Origin of the sequence: Bdellovibrio svalbardensis, assembly GCF_029531655.1 — a bacterium.
Taxonomy (GTDB): domain Bacteria; phylum Bdellovibrionota; class Bdellovibrionia; order Bdellovibrionales; family Bdellovibrionaceae; genus Bdellovibrio; species Bdellovibrio svalbardensis.
Genome location: NZ_JANRMI010000001.1, coordinates 495971 through 521795 on the forward strand (window position 1 = coordinate 495971; position 25825 = coordinate 521795).

Sequence of the window (25825 nt, forward strand, 5' to 3'; positions counted from 1 at the left end):
CGATGATAACGAATAGAGAGATATGAGATCGCTCTCTAGAAAGAGTGCGAATTCTCTCCAGGGAGCGAAGATCGTTTTCTTGGGAGATGAGCAATGATTTCCATGAACGGTACATGTGTCTACTTTAGCACGAGATCAGTCGATCTCCAGATTCATTTTTTGAATTGTTCTATTCGACAATATTCACGAGTGACGGAATGAACATAAAGCGCTGAAGCGAGTTCTTCTTGATTCCACCATAGTACTGTTCGGCGACCTCTTTATCTTCAGGCTTATGTGAAGAAAGAAGTTTATAAACCTCAAGCATTCGGAGGCCGATTTTTTTGTTTTGATCCGCCCAAAATGCGAAGCCTCCCGTTGGGCCTGCATAACTACTGCTGTAGGGGGCATCGCCTTCGCGGCAGGCTCCGGTGGAGCTGTAAGCAACTCGGTACCATCCATTTGTTCCATCCATGTAAGTATGGAATAGAGGACGCTGCGGACTCATGACTTTCGCGGCAAATCCGTCGGCGACAGCTTTAAGCAAGCCTTGGGCGCGCAAGGTAGGATCCACGATTTTACCGCCGGCCCGAACAAGCCAAGGTTCATTTCGCTGTAGACTCTCAAACATAGGAACAAGTCGGCGAGCATGGCTAATATCCATGTTCACAGAGGGAATCACCGAAACTTTGTCCTTGGGAATGCGATATGTTTTGCTGCCAGTAACTTCACAGACAACTGGTTTTTCCAGAGACAAATGCCCCGCATAGGCCATGTCTTCATAACGACTCCAGGCTCCTAAATCAAAGAGGGCCAAGGTCACGGGTTTCTTTTGTTCCAGCACGGTCGCTTTATCAATACGTGAACGAAGGAAGTCGATTCCTTGATTGTACATCTTGGTCATTTTCCAATTCAAAAGCAGTCCCGGTCGGAACGGAGAAGCCAAGCCCAGTTTTAAATCCGCAGTTTTCATTTCGGAAAGAACAGTGAGGAGCCACATGTCTTTGTCATCGAAGGCATTTCTGAAATTACCTGGGACTTCCGTTCGCGGCAGTTTCGCCAACTTTTCCCAGCGACTTGAATACAGATCAATCCAGTACGGCAAGTGATCTTCAAAAATAACCGGCATAAAGGTCTCTAGGAAATGATGCATTTCCGGAGTCACTTCAGAGCGAGGCAAAGCCGCGATCGTGTTGATCGTATTAGAAATAAGTCCGGCAAATTGCACCGACACTAAGAAAACTTCTTTGTTCAGAAGATGGTTGCTGCGACAGATGTCTCCGCCTTTGCAGATCCATTTTCTTCTTTGGTCTTGGGGGTCCAACGTGAGAACTTTCGCGGACGGTTGCAAGATGCGAACGATTTCATTCAGCTGGGCGGTTCTTTGGCAGCGAGCCGACATGGTTAAGAAATTCTGCAGGAAAATCTGTACGTCATAAAGAGCATAGACGTCGCCCTCTTGAAGGAGTCGTCGATTGATGAGGTCCTCTATTTGTGGGCGGGCATCCGTATTCCAGAGGTTGATGGCCTCTTTTTCAAACTTTGGATTTCTGCAATCGCGAGCCCGCGAATAAGCGGGCAGCTCAAGCGCGAAGCTCATATTTCCAATGATGGAAAGAGCCAGAAAACAAAAGAGTTGAAGGAGTTTAAGCATGTAAGTTGGTATTACAAAACTTGCTCCAGGGTGGGGTGCTTTTAGCCGGTCGTGAAGAGGGGCTGAGTGTCTATTCTTTTGACAGGGGTCTCTGATTGTCACTCTGATGAAGTCTTGAATCGACGTCACCAGAGTCGGTTTTTTAAGAACTTGCGCTCGAGTAGAAGCGCAAAGCAAAGCGCCAGAATTTGTTGGTGATAAACAGAAGAATTCCCGCAAGGACGATAACCCAAGCAATCAAGCCCCATTGAGGCGGCTCTAAGAGCGCACGCGCAGGAACGCTGGCAATGACTCCGACCGGAAGTGCCGTGAGCAAAGTCCACTTCAACCAAGGGACATAGATCGAATCAGGGCGCATGCCCAAACGATAAATTTGATACCAGATAAATTGAAGATTTTCTGAGCGAGCAAAAATCACGGCCGTGGAGGCCATAACAAAACGCATGGCATACAAGGCGATCAAACCACAAGGAACCAAAATGATTAACCAAAGAAGGCGAATCCATTCGAAATCTGGCAGCTGCAAAATGCTGTAGATGAACCAGGTGATAGCGATGCAAAGGTTGCCAATCGCGGGAGTTGAAGCTTTTTGCAGACTGATCATGAACTGCGAGTTGACGGGTTTCGCAAGCAGCAGATCGAGATCTCCTTTGCGAACCTTTTCAGAAAACTGATCCAGATTTTCAGACAAGATAATCATGTAGAGTGCGTCGACCATAAAGACAACGCCCAGGAAAACGCGCATCTGCGGGAGATTCCATCCACCGATTAATTTGGTATGTGTGAAAAGCACCTCGAAGGTCACGACTTGGGCGATGTACCAGAAAATATCGGTCATCACGCGTGTCACAAAATTTGCGCGATACTCAAGGTCCGCGATGAAGCTGGCGCGGAACATGGCTAGGTACAAGCGAAGGTATTTGATGATGTGACTCACGCTACGCTCCCGTTCCTGTATATACGTTCAAACCTTTTTTCCACATCCAAGCGCCAAGAAGATTCACAACGACGATACCAATCGTCACAGAGATGAAAGATTGGTAGATCGAGGCGATTTCCAGGCGTCCTGTGAGATAGCCCACAGGAACATAAACTCCGGCGCTGAAGGGCAGAGCGATGACAAAAGATTTAAAAGGCTCTGGCATCAAATCCAAAGGGAAGAGTTCTCCGGTAAGCAGCCACAGCGCCAAGTTTTTTGCAGCGGTGAAGGAGTAGACTTTGTTCAGATAAAACGCGCAGGAAGCGATAACGAAACTGATCGAATGCACGAGGATCAAATAATAGAATTCCAAGGCAAACGCCATTGGCAGCCGTGCGAATTTGGTTGGAAGTTCGAAGATTCCAATGGCCATGAGGGGGATGATCATCGACACGATCGTCGTGATGAATTTATATCCCATCAACTGTGAGAAATAATATTCATAGTAACTCATGGGCCGGGTCAGCAGACTGTTGATTGAGCCCGAGTCAATTTCTTGAATCATGCGGGATTCATACATCCAGCTGGTGCAGATACGAGCAAAGAATGCGCCCCAAAGTGCATATGACAAATAGTATTCGCGGGTGAAACCTGCAATTTCAGTTGTCTGCGCACCACGAAAGACTGCAAACCACAGAAGGATTTCAATCCCCGTAGTCAGCGTCGGTTGCACAACAGCATCGACGAAGTAATTTAGTCTATACTCAAGATTGGAAACAATCGCGAGCTTAGCGAACGCGAGATTCCGTTTCCAAAAAACGGTGTATGACCTCTTCAAAATCGACCTCTTCATTTTCAGCCATACCTGTGTTGGCTTTTTTTACGAATTCTTTCACTGTGCCTTGGTAAACGATATTGCCTTTTGAAATCAGCAAGAGCTTGTTCGCCAGTTTGGCAATGTCGTCCATATAGTGGCTGGTAAGAATGATAGTGGGACCTTTATCTTTGACGTATTGATCAAGGAACTCACGGATAGTTTCCTGGGCAACGATATCAAGACCGATGGTGGGTTCGTCGAGGAACAATACTTTTGGCTCATGCAAAAGGGCCCCGATGATTTCCATCTTCATGCGTTCGCCAAGGCTGAGGCGACGCAATTGGGTATTCAAGACATGCGAGCATTGAAGCATCTCGGCCAGGTAAGCCACGCGCTTTCTGGCTGCTTCAGGCTCAAGGTCATAGATGCGTGCGAGCAAAGCATAAGAGTCCGCCGGGGAGATATCCCACCAAAGTTGATTCTTTTGCCCGAGAAGAATGCTGATCTGACTGAGGAATTCATTTTTGCGTTCCCATGGCTTGTAACCCAAAACAGTGGCGTCACCGCTGGTTGGCGTGACCAAGCCGGAAAGCATTTTCAGCAAAGTGGTTTTGCCTGCGCCATTGGCGCCGACCAGGCCGATGATTTGGCCCGGCTCAATAGACAAGGTGGTCTTGTCCAGAGCGACTTTGTTGACGTATTTTCTATTGAAGAATCCACGCAGTGAATTCAAAAAGCCTTCAGGCTTTTGATAAGTCTGATAGACGCGGGAAAGATCTTTGGTTTCGATTACGAACGACATGCGGGCGAGTATAGCGAAGTTCTAAGAAAGTCGTAGCTTTTTGTATGGCGCTTTTAGACAAGCGCCATGAATTTTAACAGAATAAAATTAGAGAATTTCTTCACTTGCAAAGTCAGCGTGCTTATCTTCATCGGTGAAGAATGTTTTGAGATCCGGGGAAACATAGCTGACCTCAGAAATACGACCTTCTTGGCAGCCTTTCAGTGTGTCGCGAGTTCCATCGTAATCACACTCACCTGTGTACCAAGCTTTTTCAGAGTACTGGATGGTGTAGCCCACGAGTTTTTGATCCTTATAAAAAGCAGTTACCAAATCCAAACGAGTGTAGCCAGAAGAAGTGTAGTCACCTTCAAGGATCGTGTCGCCCCAGATTTGCGCTTGCTCCCATGCGACCTTTTTCAATTGGTCTTTTAGAACAGCCGGCAATTTAGTTGATTTCGTTTTTTGATTATACAGAACCGCAAAACTGTAGGGAGCTTTGCAAGTTTTGTCAGAGCAAGCATTTGTGAAGTGAGCAGCCTCTTCATAAAATTTATCCCCTTGAGGACCCATTTTATCGGCCATGGCAAAAGGAGACACCAAAACGCTCAAAACCACTGCTGCAAAGAATTTCACGCCCATAACACACCTCTTGTTAAGAACCATAGCCCCAAAACAAAAGATCTTTTAATACATACCCAAGAAGTTAATATACACCCCACGCATACCAAAGGGTGCCTGCCGTTTTCTCGGAAAAGGTGCCTGTCATCTTTTTGGGTCTACACCGCATCAATTTTAAGAGTGCCTGCTTCATTTTCCGAAAAAGAAGCAGGTACTTTTTAGATTTTCTTTTCGAGGATGACGAATTCGAGGTTGTCGACTTTGGGTTGGCCGAAGCGTTCGTCGCCATAAGGGAAAGGGCGCTTTTCGCCGGTGTTGCGGAAGCCGAGCTTTTCATACCAGGCGATAAGCTCTTTGCGAACTGAGATCACGGTCATATAGATTTGAGTGCAATCCCAGAATTGGGCGAAGGCCTCACTCTCTTGAACCAACATGCGGCCGATTCCTTTTTTCTGAAGAGTAGGATCGACGGTGAGCATGCCTAAGTAGCACTTGTTTTCGTGCTGCTCCAGATGAACGCAGCCAACTAATTTGTCATCGTCGTCCTCATCTTGAGCAATTAGAATTGTCGAGTTGTCTCTTGTGAGTGCGGCAATAATACTTTCAGAATCAACACGTTGTCCGCCAAGCAAATCTGCTTCGGTCGTCCAACCTTTTTTGGAGCTGTCGCCGCGATAAGCGGAATTCACCAACGTAACGATGGCATCAACATGACTCTCATCAGCTTGTGTAAATTCAATATGCATAGAACCTCTCAATAAAATGCTGCGCTGTAGACCCAAAAAGATGGCAGGCACCTTTTCCGAGAAAACGGCAGGCACCCTTATTTTTTAGTGCAGTAGATGAATAACTCTTTGCCTTGGCGGTTGGGAACTGATTTTTGCCAGCGGCCCCAGAAAATGGGCTGGTAATTGTTTTTGAGGCGTTGGCGGAGTTCCCATTCTGTGCCGCCGAAAGGTGGGCCCTGGCGTTTTTCGAAGGTGAAGAAGACACCCATGAGGTGGCCGCCGTCGGCAAGAACGCGGTTCCAGACTTTGACCAGATCTTGGCGTAAGCTTGGGTTGATCGCGCAATAACAAGTGTGTTCGAAGACAACATCGAAAGATTTGTCGAAGCTGCGTGGGAGGTCGAACAAGTCGGCTTCCATAAACTTCAAATTTTCCATGTGGCCGTATAGTTTTTTGGCGCGCTCAAGTGCCAGAGGAGAAATATCCACGGCCGTCACGACATGACCTGCGGCTGCAAACATCGCAGCGTCGTGGCCTTCGCCGCAACCCAGAACCAGAATGCGCGAACGTGAGATCTTCAGACGCGGCAACATGTCTTTCAAGGCTTCCGCAGGTTCGCCTAAATTCCAACCGGGGTTGTTGTCGTTTTGATAAGACTTGCTCCAGAAAGTTTCTTTTTCAATTTCGGGCGTATCGTCCCAATAGGGAGGAATTTGATAAACTTTGCCATCGAAAGTGATGCTTTCATCGTCAAACTCTTCAAGCATATTGAAGAACTCGGCCTGGGCTTTTCGCGACATCACGAAAGGAACATTTTTTTCAGTGTAACCGTGGAAACGATCCCACTCATCTAGGGAAAGTGACTCAAGCTGGAAATTAAATTCAGTGCCGTAGAGGCCATGAATTTGCCAGGTTTTTCCTTCAAGATAAATTTGCTGGGCAATCAAAGGCTCGTCGAAGGCTTCGACGATGACGGGGGTTCCGCCGAAAGTACTCAGCAGAGTTCCGCCGGCGTGGACTTGTAGATTTTTTAGAAGCTCAGATCCCACTCGAGAGTCTTGGATGCGCAGCTCGCGGCTGACTCCGTAACCTTCTTCATCAATTTGAACGAATTGAGTGGGAATTGCCATTAGTGTTGTTCAGTTCCGTGAGTATCAGCAGGGGCTTCACTTGGAGCCGGTGTTGCTGGGGTTGTTGCTGGAACTTGAGTGTCACCACCAGGAGTGACCGTGGAGCCCTCAGTGAATGTAACGAAGTCGTTAGTTGTTTTCACGGATTGCAAAGTCCATTTATCAACTTTTGAATCTTCAGAAGGTTCGCGGTGAAGAATAGCTTCGCCTTCGATCACTTGCTCAAGAGCTTCGCCGCCCTCAGAAAAGTCCACAAATCTGTAAGAAAACACCGCGCGAACTTTGTTGTCCGTCATAGTTTCAGTCCAAAGTCTTTGGATCGTAAGGTCTTTGGCGTGAGGTTTCTTTGAAGCCAAAGTGTCCTTGATAAGTTCAGCCAATTTAACTTGAATGCCGGAGTGCGTCTCGAAGCCAATTGCCTCAGTTGTATGAACAACATTCCAAGTCCAAATCAAAGCAGCGATGAAAACAACAAGGCTTACAATTTTCTTCATACGAAGAGTCCTCTCTCTATTTACTCAGTGTGATAAAACTGACATCTTAATCCGAGCATGATATTTGGTTTTTTTCAACGCTCGCACAGAGAGGATATCTCATGAACCAACAATGGCTGACAATCTTAATGTCAAAGGGGATTGAGCTGGAACAAAATCTGCATCAGCAGCTTCAGCACGCCAAAGATGGCCTAAAAACTCAGCTTGAAGATCGTGGCATTCGCTTGAGCGCCGCAGATTTGGCGGCTTTGCTCGAGGAAGTCTCCCCGAAGGCTTCGCATGCTGCTTTGAGTTATGCGCTTGATATCGTTCGTCCTTTCTCTGCGGGGATGGGGCTGAGAATTTCTCGCTTATCAGACACACAAGTTGAGATGGTTGTGCCGGCGCGCACGCGAAATTTAAATGACGCAAATACAATGCATGAAGGTGCGATTACGACCGCGGCCATTGAGGCGGCGAAGCTCTTGTGGATGCGTCATGCTCCATTGGGAAATTTCGAAATCACAGTGACTCGCATTGAGGCGGACTTCTTTAAAGTTCAAAATACTGAGTGTCGCTTGCGTATGGAACTTCCAGAGACAACTCGCGAAGTTGTTCTGGCAGAGCTTCGCGATCAGCGCGAGACTTCGGCCGAAGCGGAAGTAAAAGTTTTTGATGAGCATGACCAGGCCGTTGGTGGAATTATTTTTCAATTGAAATTCAAACACACTCCCGCGCTCACATAAAAGTTGGTCGGAAGAGTTTGTTTTAGTTATTCGCAAAGTTGATTAGAAAAGGTTTTATGGAAATTTTAGAAAGTCATATCGATACAGGTTCTGCGGACTTCAAAGCCAATCAAGAGGCGATGCTTTCAGTTGTTAAAGAATGGCGCGAAAGAGTCGACCTCGTAAAACAAGGTGGCGGGGCAGATGCTACGAAGAAGCACAAAGCCCGCGGTAAAATGACGGCGCGTGAGCGTATCGAAGCGCTGGTTGACGGCGGAACTGCTTTCTTGGAATTTTCCACTTTGGCAGCTTGGGATATGTATGAAGGCCAAGCTCCTGGTGCTGGAGTTGTTACGGGAATCGGTGTGGTTCATGGAACAGAATGCGTGATTGTTGCCAACGATGCGACTGTCAAGGGTGGAACATACTTCCCAATGACTGTGAAGAAGCATCTTCGCGCTCAAGAGATCGCTTTTGAAAATGGTTTGCCATGTATTTATCTGGTCGATTCCGGTGGCGCTTTCTTGCCGATGCAAGCGGATGTCTTCCCTGATCGTGATCACTTCGGAAGAATTTTCTACAATCAAGCGCGTATGTCTGCGGCGAACATTCCGCAAATTGCGGTGGTCATGGGTTCCTGCACAGCCGGCGGAGCTTATGTGCCGGCGATGAGTGATGAAACGGTGATCGTTAAAGAAAATGGTACGATCTTCTTGGGAGGACCTCCTTTGGTCAAAGCAGCAACCGGTGAAGTGGTTGATGCCCAAGAACTTGGTGGTGCCGCTGTTCACTGTGAGCAATCAGGGGTGACAGATCATTTCGCAGAAGATGATCAGCATGCGGTTGAGATCACACGTTCAATCGTAGCGCACTTGAATCATAAAAAAGTGGTTCAGTTGAAAATGCTTCCTATTGAAGAGCCGTTGTTTGATTCAAAAGAAATTTACGGCGTGATCCCTAAAGACAGCCGTGTTCCCTTTGACGTTCGCGAAATCATTGCACGTTTGGTGGATGGCTCCAGATTTCATGAGTTCAAAGCTTTGTATGGAAAAACTTTGGTCACTGGCTTTGCTCATATCTGGGGAATGCCTGTGGGAATTATCGCGAACAACGGTGTGTTGTTCAGCGAAAGCGCGCAGAAGGCGGCTCACTTTATCGAGCTTTGCGAACAGCGTGAAGTGCCATTGATCTTCTTGCAGAACATCACCGGCTTCATGGTCGGTAAGAAATATGAAACGGAAGGTATTGCGAAACACGGCGCCAAAATGGTGATGGCTGTTTCGAATGCGCATGTGCCTAAATTTACGGTGGTCATTGGCGGTTCTTACGGAGCTGGTAACTACGGTATGTGTGGTCGCGCTTACCAACCTCGCCAAATGTGGATGTGGCCGAACGCGAAGATCAGCGTGATGGGTGGCGAGCAGGCAGCGAATGTTCTTTTGACAGTAAAAATGGATCAGATGGCTGCTAAAGGACAAAATATGGATGCCGCGGCTCAAGCGGAGTTCAAGCGTCCGACCTTGGAAAAATACGAGCACGAAAGTTCAGCGTATTATTCATCCGCGCGTCTTTGGGATGATGGTATCATTGATCCTGCAGACACTCGCAGAGTTTTGGCTTTGGGAATTGCAGCAAGTCTGAACAAGTCTTGGGGAGATAAAACTCAAGGCGTGTTCCGTATGTAGGCTTGCTTTCGCTCTGGTTTAAAATAGTTTTTGGATGGGATGTATATGAGTTTTTTAACTGTGACAGAATTGGATCTTGTGGCCTATGTGAAGCTCAATAGGCCTGATGTGCGTAATGCCTTCAATCCAGAGATGATTCATGAAATCACTCAGACTTTCCATTCCTTCAATCATCGTCATGATTTGCGTGCAGTGGTTTTGCAAGGTGAAGGCAAATCCTTCTGTGCCGGTGCGGATCTAAACTGGATGAAGGAGATGGTGAACTTCACTTTCCATCAAAATCGCGAAGACTCTTTGAAGCTTTTTATGATGTTCGAGGCGATTGCAAAGTGTGCGCTTCCCGTAATTGGAATGGTCCATGGCGCAGCCTTTGGTGGTGCCCTGGGGTTGATCGCAGCTTGCGATGAAGTGGTGGCGGAAGAAGGCACACAATTTTGTTTTAGTGAAGTGAAGCTGGGAATTGCCCCTGCGGTGATCAGTGCTTTTGTCGCTCGGAAAACAGTTCCGGGAAAAGTTCGTCCTTTGATGCTTTCAGCAGTGGTGTTCAATCCTCATATCGCCCAGCAAGCGGGCTTGATCAATGAAGTGGTGCCGGCTGGAGAAGGTCACACAGCTGTGCAAAAGATTATTCATAACTACAAGCAATGCGGTTCTGAAGCCGTTCGTGAAACGAAAAAGCTTCTGAATGATATTGATCGTCTGTCGTGGGAGCAACTTCGCGATCGCACCTCAACATTGATAGCTGAACGTCGTGCCAGCTCTGAAGGTCAAGAAGGATTAAAGGCTTTCCTTGAAAAGCGTGAGCCTTCGTGGAGAAATTAAAGTCCATAATTTGGGTTTTCATTGCGATTCTGTCCATTCAAGGTGGGGCGACTTTTGCCAAGCAGCTGTTTCCCGCGATTGGACCTGAGGCGACAACTTTCCTGCGGGTTTGGATCTCTGCCTTGTTATTGCTTGCTGTCTATCGACCGTGGAAACAGGGGCTGTCCAGGAAAGCAATTTTTGCGGTGGTTCTTTATGGGATGTCCCTCGGAGCCATGAATCTGCTTTTCTATCTGGCTCTCGAACGCATTCCATTGGGTGTGGCAGTGGCCCTTGAGTTCGTGGGGCCTTTATCTGTCGCCTTGTTTGCGTCTAGAAAGGCCCGGGATTTCCTTTGGGCTTTGTTGGCGGCTGCAGGAATTATTCTCATTCTTCCTCATACAGATTTTTCACAGAGTATTGATTTGCTCGGAGTTTTGTTTGCTCTAGCTGCCGGCGTTTGCTGGGGGCTCTATATTATTTTTGCAAAAAAAGTCGGAGAGCATATTATCGGAGGCAAAGCCACAGCGTTGGGGATGTTCGTTGCGGCTTTAACAGTGACGCCGACATCCTTAAGCCATGTTCATTTTGCTGAGCTTGATGGAAAGATCTGGATGATGGCGTTCTTTGTGGCAATTTTGTCCAGTGCACTTCCTTATTCACTTGAGATGATGGCTTTACGAAGCATCCCCGAGAAAACATTTGGTGTTTTGATGAGTTTGGAGCCGGCGTTTGCAGCTTTGATGGGGCTTCTGTTTTTAAGCGAGAACTTGAATGGGACTCAGTGGCTGGCGATCTTTTGTGTGATGGCGGCTTCTGCGGGCAGCTCTTTAACAGCTCACAACGTGACTCCGCCACCTCAAACTTGAGCTCGTCATATTCCGAGATTTATTTCGTCGCAAGGTGATACTCCGCAATTTATTTATGTGAGTATATCAAGAATAAAAAAGCTATTGCCGAGAAGTAATCTATGAACAGGTCAAACATCATACAGATGGATTTGGCCCTGTCTGGTGCGCTTTCGGTATTGGGCTTTTTTCATAATCAAAAGAAAAAACAATTTGCCGAAGATGCGCATCGCTCGTTGCGCCGTCTTGCCTTTTACATGGAACCTTCGGTTTTTACCAAAACGGGGTTCGTGTGGAAGGAATAAGAGAATTAAGCTCAGTCATTCTGGTAACTTTCAATTCTTCATGCTCAAAGACATTCAAAGAAACGGACAATCGCTTTGCGATGTTGATGCTAGGGCAATGGGCCTTGGCGATCATTTGTTCAGTCTTCTTGTCACCTCCGGCTTACAAGGGAATGGAGGCAGTCCTTCATACCAACATTTGGATGACCTTGTTCTTTGGTGGTGCGTTGACTTTTGTGGCCTCAGCGTTTGCGCTGGTGCACGCGGGGGAAGAGATCACCCGGCATGTGGTGGCCATTGCTCAGGTGCTCATGGCGGCCTTGTTGGTCTTTCTTGTGGACGGAAGAATCGAAGGCTCGCTTCTGCTGTTGGCGGCTTTCGCGCTCTTGGCGTTCTATCGCGATTGGCGAGTACTTGTGACGGCCTCGATTGTAATTGGGGCAAGTTCGCAGTTCATTGCCGCCACGCACCAGTGGTTCTAAAGACAGCGTGAAAGGCCCTTGGCAATTGCCTTCCAAGGCATTCAAGTTTATAGGTAAAAGCTCTTAAAATTGGAGCTTTTGCACCATGACAAAAATGCCTGGTAAATTCAGTCGTATCGCTATTGCAAACCGTGGGGAAGTTGCGGTTCGAATCATCAAAGCTTGTGAAGAGCTGGGGATTGAAACAGTCCTGCTACATTCTGAAGCCGATATCAACTCTCGCGCATACAGAATGGCGACGAAAACTATTTGCATCGGCCCCGCGCCGACTGCGGAAAGCTATCTGAGCATTCCTGCGAATGTGAACGGAGCTTTAGCAGCGGGTGCCCAAGCAATTCACCCAGGCTTTGGTTTCTTATCTGAGAATGCTGACTTCGCAGAAGCGGTTGAAAAAGCTGGAATGACCTTCATTGGCCCCTCCGCGGAATCTATTCGCTCTTTGGGTGACAAGGTTCACTGTAAAGAGCTTGCGAAAAAAGCAGGACTGCCGTTGGTGCCTGGCTATCAAGGTGAGAACCAAGAAGTTGCCCATTTGATTCAACAGGCTGAAAAAATTGGTTACCCTGTCATCGTCAAAGCAGCAGCTGGTGGCGGTGGTCGCGGTATGAAGTTGATCACAAACTCTGCAGACGCGGCCGAGTTGATTGAATCCGCGCAAAGGGAAGCTCAGTCAGCCTTTGGGTCTCCAAAAGTTTTTCTAGAGAAATACCTGGATCGTGCCAAGCACATTGAGTTCCAAATCTTCGGCGACAGTTCCGGCCAGGTGATTCATTTCTTTGACCGTGAGTGTTCGGTGCAACGTCGTCATCAAAAAATTATCGAAGAGGCGACATCGCCTTCATTGACTGATGATTTGCGCCGTCGCATGGGTGAAGCCGCTTGCGCGATTGCCACCGTTGGAAAGTACAAAGGTGCGGGCACGGTGGAATTCCTGCTTCAAGATGGTGAGTTTTATCTGCTTGAAGTGAATACGCGTTTGCAGGTTGAGCATCCGGTGACTGAAGAAGTTATGGGCGTTGATTTGGTGAAAATGCAAATCCTGACGGCTCAGGGCGATTTCATACATGATCCAAAACAGGTACGCATTCCACGTGGTCACTCCATTGAATGTCGTATCTACGCAGAGAATCCTTTTATGGGTGGCGTGCCTTCGACAGGTTTGTTGGGACATGTTGAATGGCCGGAAGGACCCGGGCGCCGTTATGAGTATGGATTTGATCAGGGTGATGTGATCACGCCATTCTACGACCCGATGATCGCGAAAGTGATTGTTTGGGATGAGAATCGTCCGCGTGCGATTCAAAAAATGATCCGCGTGTTGAAAGACTCCGTGGTTTTCGGTGTGCACACGAATATTCCATATTTGATTGAAATTCTGTCTCACAAAGAATTTGTGATGGGCACCATGACGACTCGATTCATTGAGACATATTTTGCTGAAGCTTTGAAAGAACCGGCTTTGTCTGAAACAGAAAAGAAAATTGCTGAAGGAGCTTTATTGCAACTTCGCGGTGGTGGAGCTTCTGAGGCGGCGATGGCAACATCTCCATGGTCATCTTTCTGGAGAGGTATCTAATGGAAGTAAAAGTTAGAATCGACGGAGTTGATCATAAAGCCCAAGCGCAACTCATGAAGGGAACTTTGTGGGTTCATGTAAATGGTCGTACATTTACAATGGATTCAGGCACTGGACAAAAGTCTCGTAAAAAGGCCGGCGCTGGTGGTTCTTCAGATACGGTTTCTGCTCCGATGCCGGGCAAGGTGACCAAGCTTCTTGTGCAATCTGGCACTGCGGTGAAGGTTGGTCAGGCGGTCCTGGTGATGGAAGCCATGAAAATGGAGTACACCTTGAAGTGCGAAATCGATGGTACAATTGATTCAATTTCATGCGCGGTTGGTGATCAGGTGGCTTTGGGAAAAGCCCTTGTGAAAATCAAACCTTCTGCCGAAAAGTAAGCCTATGAAAAAGAGTTCAGTCGTTATTGTGGAAATGGGACTTCGTGACGGACTTCAAAACGAGAAAACCGTTTTGGATGCAGACACGCGTGTTGAGTTTGCAAAACGACTGATTGACGCGGGAACAAAGCGAGTCGAAATTGGCTCATTTGTTTCTCCAACTTGGGTTCCGCAAATGGCGGGGACTGCTGATGTATTGGCTAAGACTTTTGCTTTGCAAAAGGTGGGAAAGCTTTCCAAGAAGGCCGAGCTGTCAGTTTTGGTTCCCAATGAGCGTGGGCTGCAAGATGCGATTCAAAGTGGCGTGAAGGAAGTTGCGATCTTCGCGGCTTGTTCTGAATCCTTTTCTAAAAAGAATATCAATTGTTCTATTGAGGAAAGCTTTCAACGTTTCGCACCGGTAATGGCTTTGGCGAAGAAGCATAAAATCAAAGTGCGTGGTTACTTGTCGACTTGTTTTGGTTGTCCATTCGAAGGCAAAGTGTCGGAAGCCAAAGTGGTTAAGCTGGCTCAACGCATGCATAAGCTTGGCGTGTATGAGCTTTCAATTGGAGACACCATTGGTGTGGCTGATGTTGGCCAAGTTCGTTCTTTATTTAAGAAACTAAAAAAAGTGGTTCCAGCTAAAAAGCTCGCAGGACATTTCCATGACACTCGCGGGCAGGCTTTGGCCAATATTCTTGCGGCTTATGATTTAGGTATCACAGTGTTTGATACCAGCCTTGGCGGTCTTGGTGGTTGCCCTTATGCTCCGGGTGCGACAGGCAACGTGGCGACAGAAGATGTCGTGTACATGCTTCACGGAATGGGCGTAAAGACAGGCTTGAATCTCGATAAGCTGCTTGAAATCAATCCATGGATCGCTGAAAAAATTCAGCATCCTCTTCCTTCCAAAGTCGGTAAAGTCGGCAGACTAAAACCCCTCGGTAAAGTTTAAGTACGGTGAGGTACGCCGTACCTTTTTGAGGCTCACGGCGTTAGTTGGACTACTCTTCTCTATTTGATTGCTGATGAAGTCTTGTCTGCTGGTGCGGATTTGGTGCCGGACTGTTTTGCTTTTTCTATTTCGAAGATTTTATTCGCTGCCGCTTCAGCCCATTTCTTTCCGTTTGTTCCATCGAAATGCAAGCCATCACTACCTGTTTTGATATCGCTTTGCTGAAGGCCAATGCCATTGGCGCTGTCGATGACGGTACAGCGAGGCGAGGCTGTCTTCTTAATAATGTCGATCAGCTTCACAAGTCGCTCATTGGTTTTTTGATAAGGCTTGCTTCCGGATTTATCTGTCCAAGTGGGAGTCACCCAATAGCAAGTGGCTTTTGAATTTTGCTTTTCCAGTTCTGAAATAATCAACTGCACTTGTTTCTTTGCGGAGGCATCTGAGTTTGCAGAAGGGTTGCGGTAGTCCGCGAAGTTGTCACCCAGCTCGATGACGATGCGATTGGGGTTTGTTTTTGCCAACAAGGGACCTAGCTCTGGAAGTTCAGCTGCGGTTCCACCTTTGATCAGTCTTTCGTTTTCGTTATTGCGATCAGCAAAGCCATAACTGAGGGTGCGTTGTTTGGCATTAGCCGCGACAAAATTGCTTGGTGAGGCGCCAGCCAGTCCAAGCGTGCGCGTGTCTTCTTTGGTTTTAGTGCGAAAGATTTTATGCATATTTTCGCCGAAGGGACCCACGACATGGGAGTCACCGATGATGAGTGTTTCAACATTGGCGAAGACCGCAGAGCTTATGAAAAAGATGATAAGTGCCGAATATTTCATAGGTAATTTAAGTGTCTTGTAAACTGCAGCAGACTTCAAGTATACTGAAACAGTCCGGTGCTAAACCAGACGTCTATGAGAAAATAATATCCGTCTTACTTCCTATTTTAAGAACCAAATTCTGATCCTTCTGGATCATTGACGGATATATCTATGCATAACAATTTATTTCAAGTGACCGCAAGGTCCTTGGGCTTTGAGCTTCCGCAGGGAAGAAAGCTCTTTTCTGACATATCATTCACCTTGAATTCATCACGCTATGGCCTTGTAGGTCCTAATGGTGTTGGCAAGTCCACTCTGGCGAAAATCTTAGCTGGTGAAAACTCTCATTCCGAAGGCGAGCTGCGGATCTCCAACAAGGTCACGTATTTGCGCCAAGACAGTGAGCGACCTTTAGTGACCGTGGCTGAGTATTTGGCAGACCTTTGGGAGAGCCCATTTGCAGACCCTCAAGTGTGGGGGCCTCTCTTGGAGGGGCTGTCTTTTGAAAAACCTCTTTCTGTGTTAAGTGGCGGGGAGTGGACCAGAGTTCGCATCGCGCAGGCTCTGATGTTGGATGCAGGTCTTTTAATATTGGATGAACCGACCAACAATCTCGATCAGGAAGCTCGAGCTCAGATTCAGGAGTTCGTCCGCGGCTACCAAGGGACTTTGCTGGTGATCAGTCATGATCGTCTTTTGCTTGAAGAGGTTGAGTGCATTCTGGAGCTTTCCAATCAGGGACTGTCATCGTATGGCGGCAATTATTCGTTCTATCAGCAAGAAAAGTCAGCGGAGCGAGCGCTGCAGAGTGAAACATTAGATCGACTTCGTCGCGAGAAGAAGAAGCTCGAGCGCGAACACTATCAAAAAGTTTCTTCTCAAGAAAAAAGAATGAGGGCGGGCGCTGCGAAGGCGGCCAAAGGTGGACTGCCAAGAATTCTTATTGGCGCTTTGAAAAGACAGGCTCAGGAAACGCGCGGGCGCATTCATAGCCATGAGGATAAGCGTGTGGAAAATGCGCGAGATGAATTTTCACAATTCTATTCAGGAATGAAGTTAGAAAGCGCTCTGGGTTTGAATCTTCCCGAAACGGCGATTCCTCTTGGCAAGTTGGTTTTCGCCTTTGAAAAATTCAATTTCCAATTTGTCTCTGTAGCCCATTGTCTATGGAAGGAAGAAATCAACCTGGTGATGAAAGGACCAAGGCGGTGGGCTCTGGCGGGGGTGAATGGAGCGGGCAAGTCCACTCTCATCAGTCTTCTGCTCAGTGAGGGGGTAAATCCGTCAGGGAGCTATGTCGGTTCGATGAAGAGAGGGGACCTTCCCACTGCCTACCTGGATCAGCAGTACTCGGTTTTGGACAAGGACAAGTCGGTGTTGGAAAATGTTTTGAGTTCTACACAACGAACACTGACGGAGATTCGCAACGAGCTTGCACGATTTCAGTTTGTTGGGGAGCAAGTTCATCAACAGGTGGATTCCTTAAGTGGGGGAGAAAAGCTCAAAGCGGCATTGGCTAAAATCTTATTGGCCTCGCCCTCTCCGCAGTTTTTGATCTTAGATGAACCAACCAATAACTTGGATATCGCAAGCCTTGAGGTCCTTGAGGATGCGCTTCAAGGTTTTCAGGGAGCTTTATTGGTCGTTTCCCATGATGAAGTTTTCTTGAAGAACATTGGGATTGAGGAGGTCTATGTTTTGCAATCTAAGCCCCTTGTATGATTTCACGTTGGCTCACATATCTTAGTTTCGCGTGTTTTGGCCTACTTAGCCTGGTTGTTCTTCAGATGACGAAGAGGCCGCTTTGTATCGATTCCAAAGTTGTCGAAAGAATTGACAGGCTTGCTGGGAAAACCAGCGAGTCGATTTACCGTTGTGCTTTGAACAAAGATACCGGCTACAGCGAGTATTTCGGTCTACAAAGTCGTGACTTGGGTTCGCGCATTCAACAGACCGAGAAGGTCCTGGAGAGCTTGGAGCCTTTCTATAAAAAGATCCAAGTGACCATCATGGAGGATCATCCATATCTCTATCGTATTCAAGGGCATCAGCTCTTCATCGGCAGCAAACTTCTGGAGGCTCCTGGGCACCTCGAGAAGGGGTTGGCCAAAATCTGGTACCGTGAACGCAATGAGACTCTTTTCGCGCAGCAAAGCCTCATGGAAGAAGTCGTGACCGACTTCTTGGTTTATCTGCAATCAGGCGACTTGGATATCGGTGATCCAAATACTCATTTGGCCACGGCTCTTCGTAAGGTCAAATGGCCTTATATATTAAAGTCAGTCGCCGCCTATTGTGATTCTTCATGGAAGCAATCCGAGCACTTCGCGATCTGTCAGAATCGCACAGATGCCGAGAATGTGTTGAAAGATCAAGTCACCGAGATGAGTCTTCGTCCTTTGTTGGTGTCGAGCTGGGTGCGCTCTTACAAGCAGTTGAGCATGAAGGACCGCTTTGATTTTGTGAACAACCTCACGCAGTTCTTGCGTTCGGATCACAGCCTTCATTTGCCAATGGTGAGTGAAACTTTAGGGGTTGTGCCTGCGACGACCTTGGTAAAGGCTGCTGAAGCCATTAAGAATGTAAATCTGTTTGTCTCCAGCTCTACAGTTGCCAAGGAATCAAATGCGCATCGCAGTTTCGTCGCGAATTTAACAAATGAGCTTCGCACCAGCGGGTTCCAAGACGCTTTCGCGGAAGCGGCCTTTGACGTCTTATTTGTAAGCCAAGTTCCTTTAACAGATTCTTCAAAAGTCTTCCAAGATTTCGAGAAGATCGCCAAGAACCAACCGAAGTTGCAGATGGCATTGAGAGACGGCCAAAACTTGTGGATGCTTCCATCTCGGTATCCGATTCCAGTAGCTTCTTTCGGTCAGATCAAAGCAAACCGTACGATTGTTGAAAAGTGCGGCGGTTATAATTTTAGCTATGTGATGGACTATGCTGATGTTACTGAAAAGCTTTTAGTTGTGGATCGCTGTGACCTTAAGAAACAAGTGCAGTATGAGAAGTTTCTGGCTGAAGGCGCAGAAGGATTTGCCATTCAAAATAAAGGCCTGTCCTTTGTTCAATTCCATTTGCCGTCATTGTTGATGAAAAGAACAGAGCTTGAGCAGGTTGCCAATGTCTTTGAATTCATCCAAAAGAGGGATCTTGAAAGTCCCTCATTCAAAAGTTTGGGATGGCGTGAAGTTCGCTGGAGCCAACAAGCCAATGCTTATCAACCAAAAGCCTTTGTCGACGCCATTGAGTGGTTTCGAGTTCCCACCCTCTAAATTATTACTCTTCTAGTGAGGGCAGTTCGGCGCGGAAATTCGAAATTTCTGCCGCGAGCTGATCTTGCTGTTTGCGAAGGGCTTCGACCTCGCGATTTTTTGAATTCACAGTATTCTGTTTGATGCTGATGTCCCCGGACAAAGCATTGATCTGGCCATCAATATATCCTGCTTGAGTGGGGTTTTGTGCGCTCAAGGCGTTGCTTCTTTGCATCTCAAGGAAATTGCGTCGTCCTTGCAGATTGTTGAGTTCTGCATACACATTGTTGAGCTCAGATTGCTTGGTCAAAAGTGTGAAATTGATTTGTTGGCGCTGATTTTCCTTATCGAGAATTTGCGCGTCAACGAAGCGTTTCCGCCCACGGCGATATCCAGGAAGAAAATCTTTTTCTAAATTTGCCGGGCAAACATTTTGGTACTTCTTGCCGGAGGCACCTGCCGCCACTGAGTTGGCCTTAGAACAGTAATCACGGATTCCTTGTGAATGCTGCGCCAGAATGCTGTTGATTGACGGACCTTCGCAAAGGCCGCGATAGAACAGATCGCCCGATTTACCGATTTGATAAGCCTTCTGGGGAGTGCAGTATTGCTCCATGCCTGCTTTAAAGCCCTGATCGAGTTGGGTTTCATTGATGTTCGCTTCAGCCTTGCGACATTCTTGCAAAGTCTTATCAGCATTCAGCCACTCACCACGTAGAGCCACTTTCTGACCATGGTCGAACCAATTTATATTTTCACATTCTTGTCTTTTGAAGTAGCTCGAGCAGCCAAGAAGATTGATTGAACAAATGAGAGCGAAAGTGGAAAGCGCCAGATGTCGTTTCATTTTAGGATGATCCTTATCCAATAAGCTGTTTCAACTCTGTTTCTTGAGAGTGCTGGTCTTCCATGGCTTGCAGCATGGTCAACTCCAATTCCTCAATGTGCGCGCTGGTCTCGTGCAGATCCTTTGCCAAAGAAGCGGCATTGCTGCCTCCACCTGTCGCCAGAGATTCATTTAAAGCGTCTCTTTTTTTGCTCAATTCGGCAATCTTCTTATCGCAGTCCTCAATCAGCTTCTGCGCTTTTTTTATGAGACCTTCAAGGCGTTTGCGCTCTTCCTTGTAGTTGAACTTTGAGGAATCTGTGGCAGAGCTGACCGTCGAAGTCGTTTTGGCTTCTGGAAGGTCTAAGTTTCTTTCCGCAAGGAAGCCTTTTTGCAAACTCCAGACATATTCATCATAAGTGCCAGGGTAAAGAGTGAGCAATCCATGATTCACTTCCAGAATTTTATTCGCGACACGACCGATGAAGCCGCGGTCATGGCTGACCGTGATGATGGTGCCTTCATATCTTTCAAGCGCCGTCGTAAGAGCTTCGACAGTGTCAAAGTCCAAGTGATTCGTCGGTTCATCCAGCAACAACAGTGGAGATTTTTGCAAAAGTATTTGCCCTAAAGCCACGCGGGACTTTTCGCCACCCGAAAGAATTTTTACTTTTTTGTAAACAGCATCGCCACTAAAGAGCAAGCTTCCGGCGATATTCAAAACTTCTTGCTGAGTCACTTCTTTGTGGGCTGCGGAGGCCATCGCTTCCAGAACTGTGTGCTCTGGATTCAAAGCTTCTGGAGTGTGTTGCGCAAAGTAAGACAGACTGACTTGGTGACCCCATTTGATGGCACCACTCAATAAAGGAATTTGCTGACCCAAAGATTTTAGCAAAGTCGATTTCCCGGCTCCGTTAAGACCCACAATGCCCAGGTGATTGCCACGTTCCAAGCGGAGGTTCACGTTCTTTAGAATAACTTTGTCGCCATATCCGCATTCACCATTCTCAAGTTCAAGAATCATTTTGCCGGTAGGGCTTGCTGGCGGAATTTGAATGTGCGAATGAGTGGGCGCGGCCTTCAGTTCGATCATCTCCATCTTCTCGAGAGCTTTCAGGCGACTTTGCGCCTGGCGGGCCTTTGTGGCTTTCGCACCAAATCTGGTGACGAAGTCCATGATGGATTTCTTCTTGGCCTGTTGGCTAAGAGCCTGCTTTTGCAAGAGTTCTGCAAGCATGGCTTTTTGTTCGAAGTAGTCATCGAGATTACCTGCGAACTTTACAATGTCACCGGCTTCCACTTCCAAAATATGATCGGTCACGCGACGAAGGAATTCGCGGTCGTGCGAGATCAGCAGGAAGGCGCCTTTAAATTCCTGAAGAAAGCTTTCCAGAACCAGCAAAGTTTCCAAATCCAGAAAGTTCGTTGGCTCATCCAGCAGAAGCAGGTTGGGCTCTTGGCCGATCAGGAACAATAGCTTTACGCGCATGCGGTAACCACCGCTGAGCTGTTTTAAATGAGATTGGAAGTGCTGTTCTGTCAGACCTAGCTTTAAACCGAACTGTTTGAGCTCCCACAAAGGTTTGATGCAGTTCTTTGCCAGGTACTCTTCGACCTTTTCGTCGACATTCCAGTCAGACTCTTGTTCCAGGTAGCCAAGGCGGAGCTGTTGAGATTTTGTGACGAGGCCCTGATCAAGATGTTCCTGATCAACAAGAATTTTGAACATAGTCGTCTTGCCGGCGCCATTTGGTCCGATAACACCGACATGCTCGCCTTCATTGATGGCGAAGGTGGCGTCTTCAAATAATACTCTTGAGCCAAAGCCTTTGTGGCCGCCTTGGACTTGTAACAGCGTGATTCCCATAGCAAGAGCACTTTCCTCGAGATCGTTCAGTTGGTCAATCTTTTAGGGGGTGCTGTCTTGAACCGAGGCTTGAATCTAAGAAGAGAGGCATAAGGAATGCCTCTCTGTTTTTTGGATTGAAGAAACGATGCGACACCGGCGCCGGAAGTAGATTTCAAATATTGCCTGTGTAGGCGGGATGAATTGTCCCTCTGTCCTTAGTGCGGTGAAGGCAGACGTTTATTTATTGTTTTTTCTGCTCTCTGCGCGTTTTTCTTTTATACGATTTTTGTCATTAACAAACACGACAGTCGGTTTGTGTTTTTGTGCTTCTTCGAAGCTCAATCCGCAATAAGAGCAGATGATCACAAGATCGCCCTTTTGTACATGGCGAGCCGCCGCTCCGTTGAGGCAGATTTCGCCTTTATTGCCTTTGATCACGTAAGTAGAGAAGCGTGCGCCGTTGTTGCAGTTGTAGATATCAACACGCTCGTTGATCAAAAGACCTGAAGCCTTGATCAGATCCGGGCAAACGCTCACCGAGCCTTCGTAGTTTAGATCAGCACCCGTTACGGTCGCGCGATGAATTTTTGTTCTAAGCATTGAGACATTCATAATATTACCTCTAAGCGCTTTGCTGCTTAAGCAATTAGTTGTTAAGTTGAAGGGCAATCAACATACCTTTTAGGACCAAGTCCGGGATGATCACATCAAAAACTTTTTCTTTTTCAAATAGGGACGAGAAACCGCCCGTGCCGATGACAAAAGGCTTTTCCCCGTGGAAGCACTCTTTGGTCATGCGTTCGATGATTTCCTTCATCGCGCCGACATGGCTGTAATACAAGCCCGATTGAATGCTTTCAATTGTCGAGCGGCCCAGGGCCTCGTGCATAGCAACGATTTCCACTGAAGGAAGTTTCGCTGTTTTGCTTTCCAAGGCCTCCATGCACAAACGAAGACCCGCAACGATGGAACCGCCAAGATAGTCTTTCTCTTTAGTCAATGCGCAGAAGGTTGTCGCCGTGCCGAGATCCACAATCACTACGTTCTGATTTGGATAAAGGTGAGTGGCTGCAATGGAGTTGGCAATACGATCCGCGCCCACTTCCAAAGGGTTGCGGTACTTGACCTTCAAACCTGTTTTCACACCGGCTTGCAAGATGAATGGATTGATATTGAAGTACTTCATGCAGGCGCCACGAAGAGAGTAAATAACTTCTGGAACAACACTGCAGATGGCGATCTGGCGAATCTTCGTGGGGTCGTAGCCGTTCTCGCGAATGGCTGTTCTTAAGAAAATACCAGTCTCGTCTGAAGAGGCGCCGCTCTTTGAGTTTTTACGAAATGACAGGACCATTTTGTCTTTATCAAAAAGTCCTCCGAAAATTTGTGTGTTGCCAACATCCAGGCACAAAATCATAAGTTATCCTTAAGTTCTAAAAAATCAAACTTGTGAATTGAGTTTGTCAAAGTCGTCTTTGGCGATGACTCGAACAAGCTCGCTCGTTAAGCGATCTAAACTTTCACAAGCCACAAAGCCTTCGTGGTTATATAAAGTGAATTTGTGGGTTCTATTAACAATATCAATATCCGTCAAATCATTATGAACGACATAGTCCGCATGGGAGCCTTTAAATAGCTTTTCCACGGCGGCCCGTTTTTGTTCTTCATTGGCATGACTGGTCAGCTTGAAAGCAATCACCTTGAGATCTTTATTTTTTGAATAGTCTTTCAGGCGATCGACAATTTTGTGATTTCGCTGCAAGTGAATCGTCATCGTTTCAGAGTCAGAAGAAACTTTCTTCATTTCCAAAGGACGGTATTTTTGGCCATCAATTTCAATATCAGACACCGAATAGTCGCTGACGGCCGCCGCATGAATGACATGGCTAAAGCTTTCTGTCGAAAGATAGTGTTTTAGCTTTTCATCCAGGCTTGCAAAGCTGACAAAGACATCGCGATGGCTGATATGTTCAGCCTTAGGCGACGAGTGGGCTTGCAACAACGTCACATCAAAACCCATTTGAGTCAGATACTCTGCCAAGGCGATTCCGGTCCGCCCGGAGCTCAGATTTGAGATCACGCGAACAGTATCAATCGGTTCCTGCGTCCCGCCGGCAGTGACTAACACCTTAATTTTAGAAAGCGCTGGTGAGCGAGGGGCGACAGAAGCCGTTTCGGCTTCCGATACCTTAACCTTTAACTTTTCCAGGACAATTTTCAAAATTAAATCCGGCTCAAGCAGTTTGCCGTAGCCATCTTCACCACAAGCAAGAATTCCTGAAGCAGAGTCCAGCACCTCAATACCATAAGTCTTTAGGCTCTCCAGGGACTTTTGTGTCACGGGATGCATATACATGCTGGTATTCATCGCGGGAGCTATTAAGAATGGTTTTTTAAAGTCATGAGCCAGGAAAAGCGTCGAAAGAAGATCGTCGCCAATTCCTTGCGCCGCTTTGTTGATGAAGTTCGCCGTGGCAGGGGCTACCAGAATCAAATCCGCCCAACGCATAAGGTGAATATGATCCATGACATTGCCACTGGCATACATATCACTGACGACAGGCTTGCCCGTCAGTCCTTCAAGAGTCGCATTGCCGACGAACTTCAGGGCCGCAGGCGAAGCCACGACTTGAACCTCGCAGCCCGCTTGAACAAGACGAGAGATCACGTGACAGGCTTTGTAACAGGCTATCGAGCCCGTCATCATAAAAAGAACTTTAGATTTGGACATTGTCGATCAACCTTACTTCACCTAAAAATGCCGCCACATAACGGCGGTTGTCGATGTCGGTGACATAGTCGACTTTGAAACCCTGCTGATTCAAACTGTTTGCAGCTTCCTCGGCAGATTTGCTTTCGCGGATAGCTTTATAGATCGCAGGAGCTTTGGCGCGTTCTTCAGAATTCAGACGAGTATTGCGGGAACTTTTCGCAAGGCCGTCTTCTTCGCGCACGGTTGCAACGGGAACGATTTCCAGATCCATAAAGAAGCTTTCAACCATGCCTTTGATCAAAGTCATTTGCTGAAAGTCTTTTTCGCCAAAGTACGCTTTGGTGGGAGCAACGATATTGAAAAGTTTCATAACCACGGACAGTACGCCATCAAAGTGGCCTGGGCGATGAGCTCCGTCCAAAAGCTTTGAATACTCGCCCTCTGTGACTTTGTAGCGATAGTTATCAGGATACATTTCCGGATAGCGTGGATAGAAAATCGCGTCGACTTTATTTGTCTCGGCCATTTTCAAATCCTGATCCCAGGTCAGAGGATATTTCTCAAAGTCTTTAGGATCATTGAACTGAGTGGGATTAACGAAAATAGACAGAACCACCAAGTCATTTTCCTGGCGTGCACGCTTCAACAACTCTTCGTGGCCAGAGTGCAAAGCGCCCATCGTGGGTACAAATCCTACGGAGGAACCTTTTTGTTGCCGACGCCATTGCTTGAATTCCTGAGGAGAGCGCAGAACAACTGTCATGAGTAGCTCTCTTTCTCTGTGGGGAATTCGCTGTGGATAACCTCTTGATGATAGGTATTGAAAGCCTCTTTGAGGTTGTTAAAGCCGTCATAGTAAGTTTTCAAGAATTTCGGTTTGAACCCTTGATTCATGCCGAGCATATCTTGCAGAACCAGAACCTGTCCGTCAGTGGCAGGGCCCGCGCCGATGCCGATCGTTGGAATGTCCAAGGCCGCCGTGATTTCTTCTGCCAAATGCGAAGGAACACATTCAAGAACGATGCAGAAGGACCCGGCATCCTGCAGACGTAAAGCTTCTTCCTTGATGCGTGCTTGTGCTTTCTCATCGCGACCTTGAACTTTAAAGCCGCCAAGTTGATGCACGGATTGAGGAGTTAAACCCAAATGCCCCATCACTGGAACGCCAGAGCCGATCATGTGTTTGACCAGTTTGTAGTTTCCTTCTCCGCCTTCAAGTTTCACCGCGTGAGCACCGGCACGCATGATGACCTCTGCGGCTGTCATTGAGGCCGTAACACCTTTGCGATAGCTCATGAAAGGCATGTCACCGACGATGAATTTCTTATCGCCAGCGCCGCGTGCGACTGCACCAGTGTAAAGAGCCATAATATCAACAGTCGCGCTTAGAGTCGTTTGATGTCCCAGCATGGTGTTGGCGAGAGAATCTCCGACCAGAAGACAATCGACATCACTCTCGGCAAGAATCTTTGCGAATGTGTAGTCATAGCAAGTCACCATGGTGAATTTTTGCTTTTTAATTTTCTTTTCGTGGAAGTCGAGGATGGATTTCAT

The 25825-nt window shown here is 47.3% G+C and carries 27 protein-coding genes; 11 read left to right on the plus strand and 16 right to left on the minus strand.

All coding sequences use genetic code 11. The annotated features are described in order from the left end of the window. Window positions 1–169 precede the first annotated feature (169 nt). From NWE73_RS02450 to NWE73_RS02485, 8 genes are all read right to left on the minus strand, one after another. Window positions 170–1579, minus strand: a complete 1410-nt coding sequence (locus tag NWE73_RS02450; RefSeq protein ID WP_277576681.1) for a hypothetical protein — start codon at window positions 1577–1579, stop codon at window positions 170–172. 196 nt (window positions 1580–1775) lie between these two features. Continuing rightward, the gene (locus tag NWE73_RS02455) at window positions 1776–2570 is read right to left on the minus strand and encodes an ABC transporter permease (RefSeq protein WP_277576682.1); all 795 of its coding nucleotides are present in this window, start codon (window positions 2568–2570) and stop codon (window positions 1776–1778) included. Window position 2571: 1 nt separating this feature from the next. Then, window positions 2572–3390, minus strand: a complete 819-nt coding sequence (locus NWE73_RS02460; protein ID WP_277576683.1) for an ABC transporter permease — start codon at window positions 3388–3390, stop codon at window positions 2572–2574. Beyond that, complete coding sequence (locus tag NWE73_RS02465; RefSeq protein ID WP_277576684.1) at window positions 3341–4171, minus strand: ABC transporter ATP-binding protein; 831 nt, start codon at window positions 4169–4171, stop codon at window positions 3341–3343. The genes NWE73_RS02460 and NWE73_RS02465 overlap by 50 nt, the downstream gene beginning before the upstream one ends. A gap of 87 nt (window positions 4172–4258) precedes the next feature. Then, window positions 4259–4792 (minus strand): hypothetical protein, encoded by a 534-nt coding sequence (locus NWE73_RS02470; protein ID WP_277576685.1) that lies wholly within the window; start codon window positions 4790–4792, stop codon window positions 4259–4261. Window positions 4793–4989: 197 nt separating this feature from the next. Continuing rightward, window positions 4990–5517: a GNAT family N-acetyltransferase gene (locus NWE73_RS02475; protein ID WP_277576686.1), complete on the minus strand. Its 528-nt coding sequence runs from the start codon at window positions 5515–5517 to the stop codon at window positions 4990–4992. A gap of 77 nt (window positions 5518–5594) precedes the next feature. Continuing rightward, window positions 5595–6629, minus strand: a complete 1035-nt coding sequence (locus NWE73_RS02480) for a class I SAM-dependent methyltransferase (protein ID WP_277576687.1) — start codon at window positions 6627–6629, stop codon at window positions 5595–5597. Next, window positions 6629–7123 (minus strand): hypothetical protein, encoded by a 495-nt coding sequence (locus NWE73_RS02485; RefSeq protein WP_277576688.1) that lies wholly within the window; start codon window positions 7121–7123, stop codon window positions 6629–6631. Before NWE73_RS02485 ends, NWE73_RS02480 begins: the two co-directional genes overlap by 1 nt. 101 nt (window positions 7124–7224) lie before the next feature. On the opposite strand from NWE73_RS02485, the gene NWE73_RS02490 reads away from it, so the two are divergent. The 9 genes from NWE73_RS02490 (at window position 7225) to NWE73_RS02530 (ending at window position 14820) form a co-directional block, all read left to right on the plus strand. Next, window positions 7225–7848, plus strand: a complete 624-nt coding sequence (locus NWE73_RS02490) for a YiiD C-terminal domain-containing protein (RefSeq protein ID WP_277576689.1) — start codon at window positions 7225–7227, stop codon at window positions 7846–7848. A 56-nt stretch (window positions 7849–7904) separates the two neighbouring features. Beyond that, entirely contained in the window at window positions 7905–9512 is a 1608-nt protein-coding gene (locus tag NWE73_RS02495) for a carboxyl transferase domain-containing protein (protein ID WP_277576690.1), read from the plus strand. A 45-nt stretch (window positions 9513–9557) separates the two neighbouring features. Further along, window positions 9558–10334: an enoyl-CoA hydratase-related protein gene (locus tag NWE73_RS02500; RefSeq protein WP_277576691.1), complete on the plus strand. Its 777-nt coding sequence runs from the start codon at window positions 9558–9560 to the stop codon at window positions 10332–10334. After that, entirely contained in the window at window positions 10322–11182 is an 861-nt protein-coding gene (locus NWE73_RS02505) for an EamA family transporter (RefSeq protein WP_277576692.1), read from the plus strand. Before NWE73_RS02500 ends, NWE73_RS02505 begins: the two co-directional genes overlap by 13 nt. 125 nt (window positions 11183–11307) lie before the next feature. Further along, complete coding sequence (locus NWE73_RS02510) at window positions 11308–11466, plus strand: hypothetical protein (RefSeq protein ID WP_277576693.1); 159 nt, start codon at window positions 11308–11310, stop codon at window positions 11464–11466. Continuing rightward, window positions 11454–11927: a hypothetical protein gene (locus tag NWE73_RS02515; protein ID WP_277576694.1), complete on the plus strand. Its 474-nt coding sequence runs from the start codon at window positions 11454–11456 to the stop codon at window positions 11925–11927. Before NWE73_RS02510 ends, NWE73_RS02515 begins: the two co-directional genes overlap by 13 nt. An 85-nt stretch (window positions 11928–12012) precedes the next feature. Next, the gene (locus tag NWE73_RS02520) at window positions 12013–13503 is read left to right on the plus strand and encodes an acetyl-CoA carboxylase biotin carboxylase subunit (RefSeq protein ID WP_277576695.1); all 1491 of its coding nucleotides are present in this window, start codon (window positions 12013–12015) and stop codon (window positions 13501–13503) included. Beyond that, the gene (locus NWE73_RS02525; RefSeq protein ID WP_277576696.1) at window positions 13503–13883 is read left to right on the plus strand and encodes an acetyl-CoA carboxylase biotin carboxyl carrier protein subunit; all 381 of its coding nucleotides are present in this window, start codon (window positions 13503–13505) and stop codon (window positions 13881–13883) included. Before NWE73_RS02520 ends, NWE73_RS02525 begins: the two co-directional genes overlap by 1 nt. 4 nt (window positions 13884–13887) lie before the next feature. Beyond that, a complete protein-coding gene (locus tag NWE73_RS02530; protein ID WP_277576697.1) occupies window positions 13888–14820 on the plus strand; it encodes a hydroxymethylglutaryl-CoA lyase in 933 nt (310 codons plus the stop codon). Window positions 14821–14879: 59 nt separating this feature from the next. Here NWE73_RS02530 and NWE73_RS02535 read toward each other — a convergent pair whose 3' ends face one another. Then, entirely contained in the window at window positions 14880–15647 is a 768-nt protein-coding gene (locus tag NWE73_RS02535) for an SGNH/GDSL hydrolase family protein (protein WP_277576698.1), read from the minus strand. Between the two features lie 153 nt (window positions 15648–15800). On the opposite strand from NWE73_RS02535, the gene NWE73_RS02540 reads away from it, so the two are divergent. Together NWE73_RS02540 and NWE73_RS02545 are read left to right on the plus strand one after the other, a co-directional pair. Further along, window positions 15801–17351 carry an ABC-F family ATP-binding cassette domain-containing protein gene (locus tag NWE73_RS02540; RefSeq protein ID WP_277576699.1) on the plus strand — a complete coding sequence of 517 codons (1551 nt, stop codon included), beginning with the start codon at window positions 15801–15803 and terminating at the stop codon, window positions 17349–17351. A 65-nt stretch (window positions 17352–17416) separates the two neighbouring features. Beyond that, a complete protein-coding gene (locus NWE73_RS02545) occupies window positions 17417–18904 on the plus strand; it encodes a hypothetical protein (protein ID WP_277576700.1) in 1488 nt (495 codons plus the stop codon). 4 nt (window positions 18905–18908) lie between these two features. On the opposite strand, the gene NWE73_RS02550 is transcribed toward NWE73_RS02545, so the two are convergent. The 7 genes from NWE73_RS02550 to panB all read right to left on the minus strand — a co-directional run bounded on the left by NWE73_RS02550 (window position 18909) and on the right by panB (window position 25825). Continuing rightward, a complete protein-coding gene (locus NWE73_RS02550; RefSeq protein WP_277576701.1) occupies window positions 18909–19730 on the minus strand; it encodes a DUF2799 domain-containing protein in 822 nt (273 codons plus the stop codon). A gap of 13 nt (window positions 19731–19743) precedes the next feature. Then, entirely contained in the window at window positions 19744–21576 is a 1833-nt protein-coding gene (abc-f, locus tag NWE73_RS02555) for a ribosomal protection-like ABC-F family protein (protein WP_277576702.1), read from the minus strand. Between the two features lie 219 nt (window positions 21577–21795). Continuing rightward, the gene (gene panD, locus NWE73_RS02560; RefSeq protein ID WP_277576703.1) at window positions 21796–22170 is read right to left on the minus strand and encodes an aspartate 1-decarboxylase; all 375 of its coding nucleotides are present in this window, start codon (window positions 22168–22170) and stop codon (window positions 21796–21798) included. A 34-nt stretch (window positions 22171–22204) separates the two neighbouring features. Beyond that, window positions 22205–22975: a type III pantothenate kinase gene (locus NWE73_RS02565; RefSeq protein ID WP_277576704.1), complete on the minus strand. Its 771-nt coding sequence runs from the start codon at window positions 22973–22975 to the stop codon at window positions 22205–22207. Between the two features lie 24 nt (window positions 22976–22999). Further along, entirely contained in the window at window positions 23000–24289 is a 1290-nt protein-coding gene (coaBC, locus tag NWE73_RS02570) for a bifunctional phosphopantothenoylcysteine decarboxylase/phosphopantothenate--cysteine ligase CoaBC (protein WP_277576705.1), read from the minus strand. Beyond that, window positions 24276–25034 (minus strand): pantoate--beta-alanine ligase, encoded by a 759-nt coding sequence (gene panC / locus NWE73_RS02575; protein WP_277576706.1) that lies wholly within the window; start codon window positions 25032–25034, stop codon window positions 24276–24278. Before panC ends, coaBC begins: the two co-directional genes overlap by 14 nt. Further along, the gene (gene panB / locus NWE73_RS02580) at window positions 25031–25825 is read right to left on the minus strand and encodes a 3-methyl-2-oxobutanoate hydroxymethyltransferase (RefSeq protein WP_277576707.1); all 795 of its coding nucleotides are present in this window, start codon (window positions 25823–25825) and stop codon (window positions 25031–25033) included. Before panB ends, panC begins: the two co-directional genes overlap by 4 nt.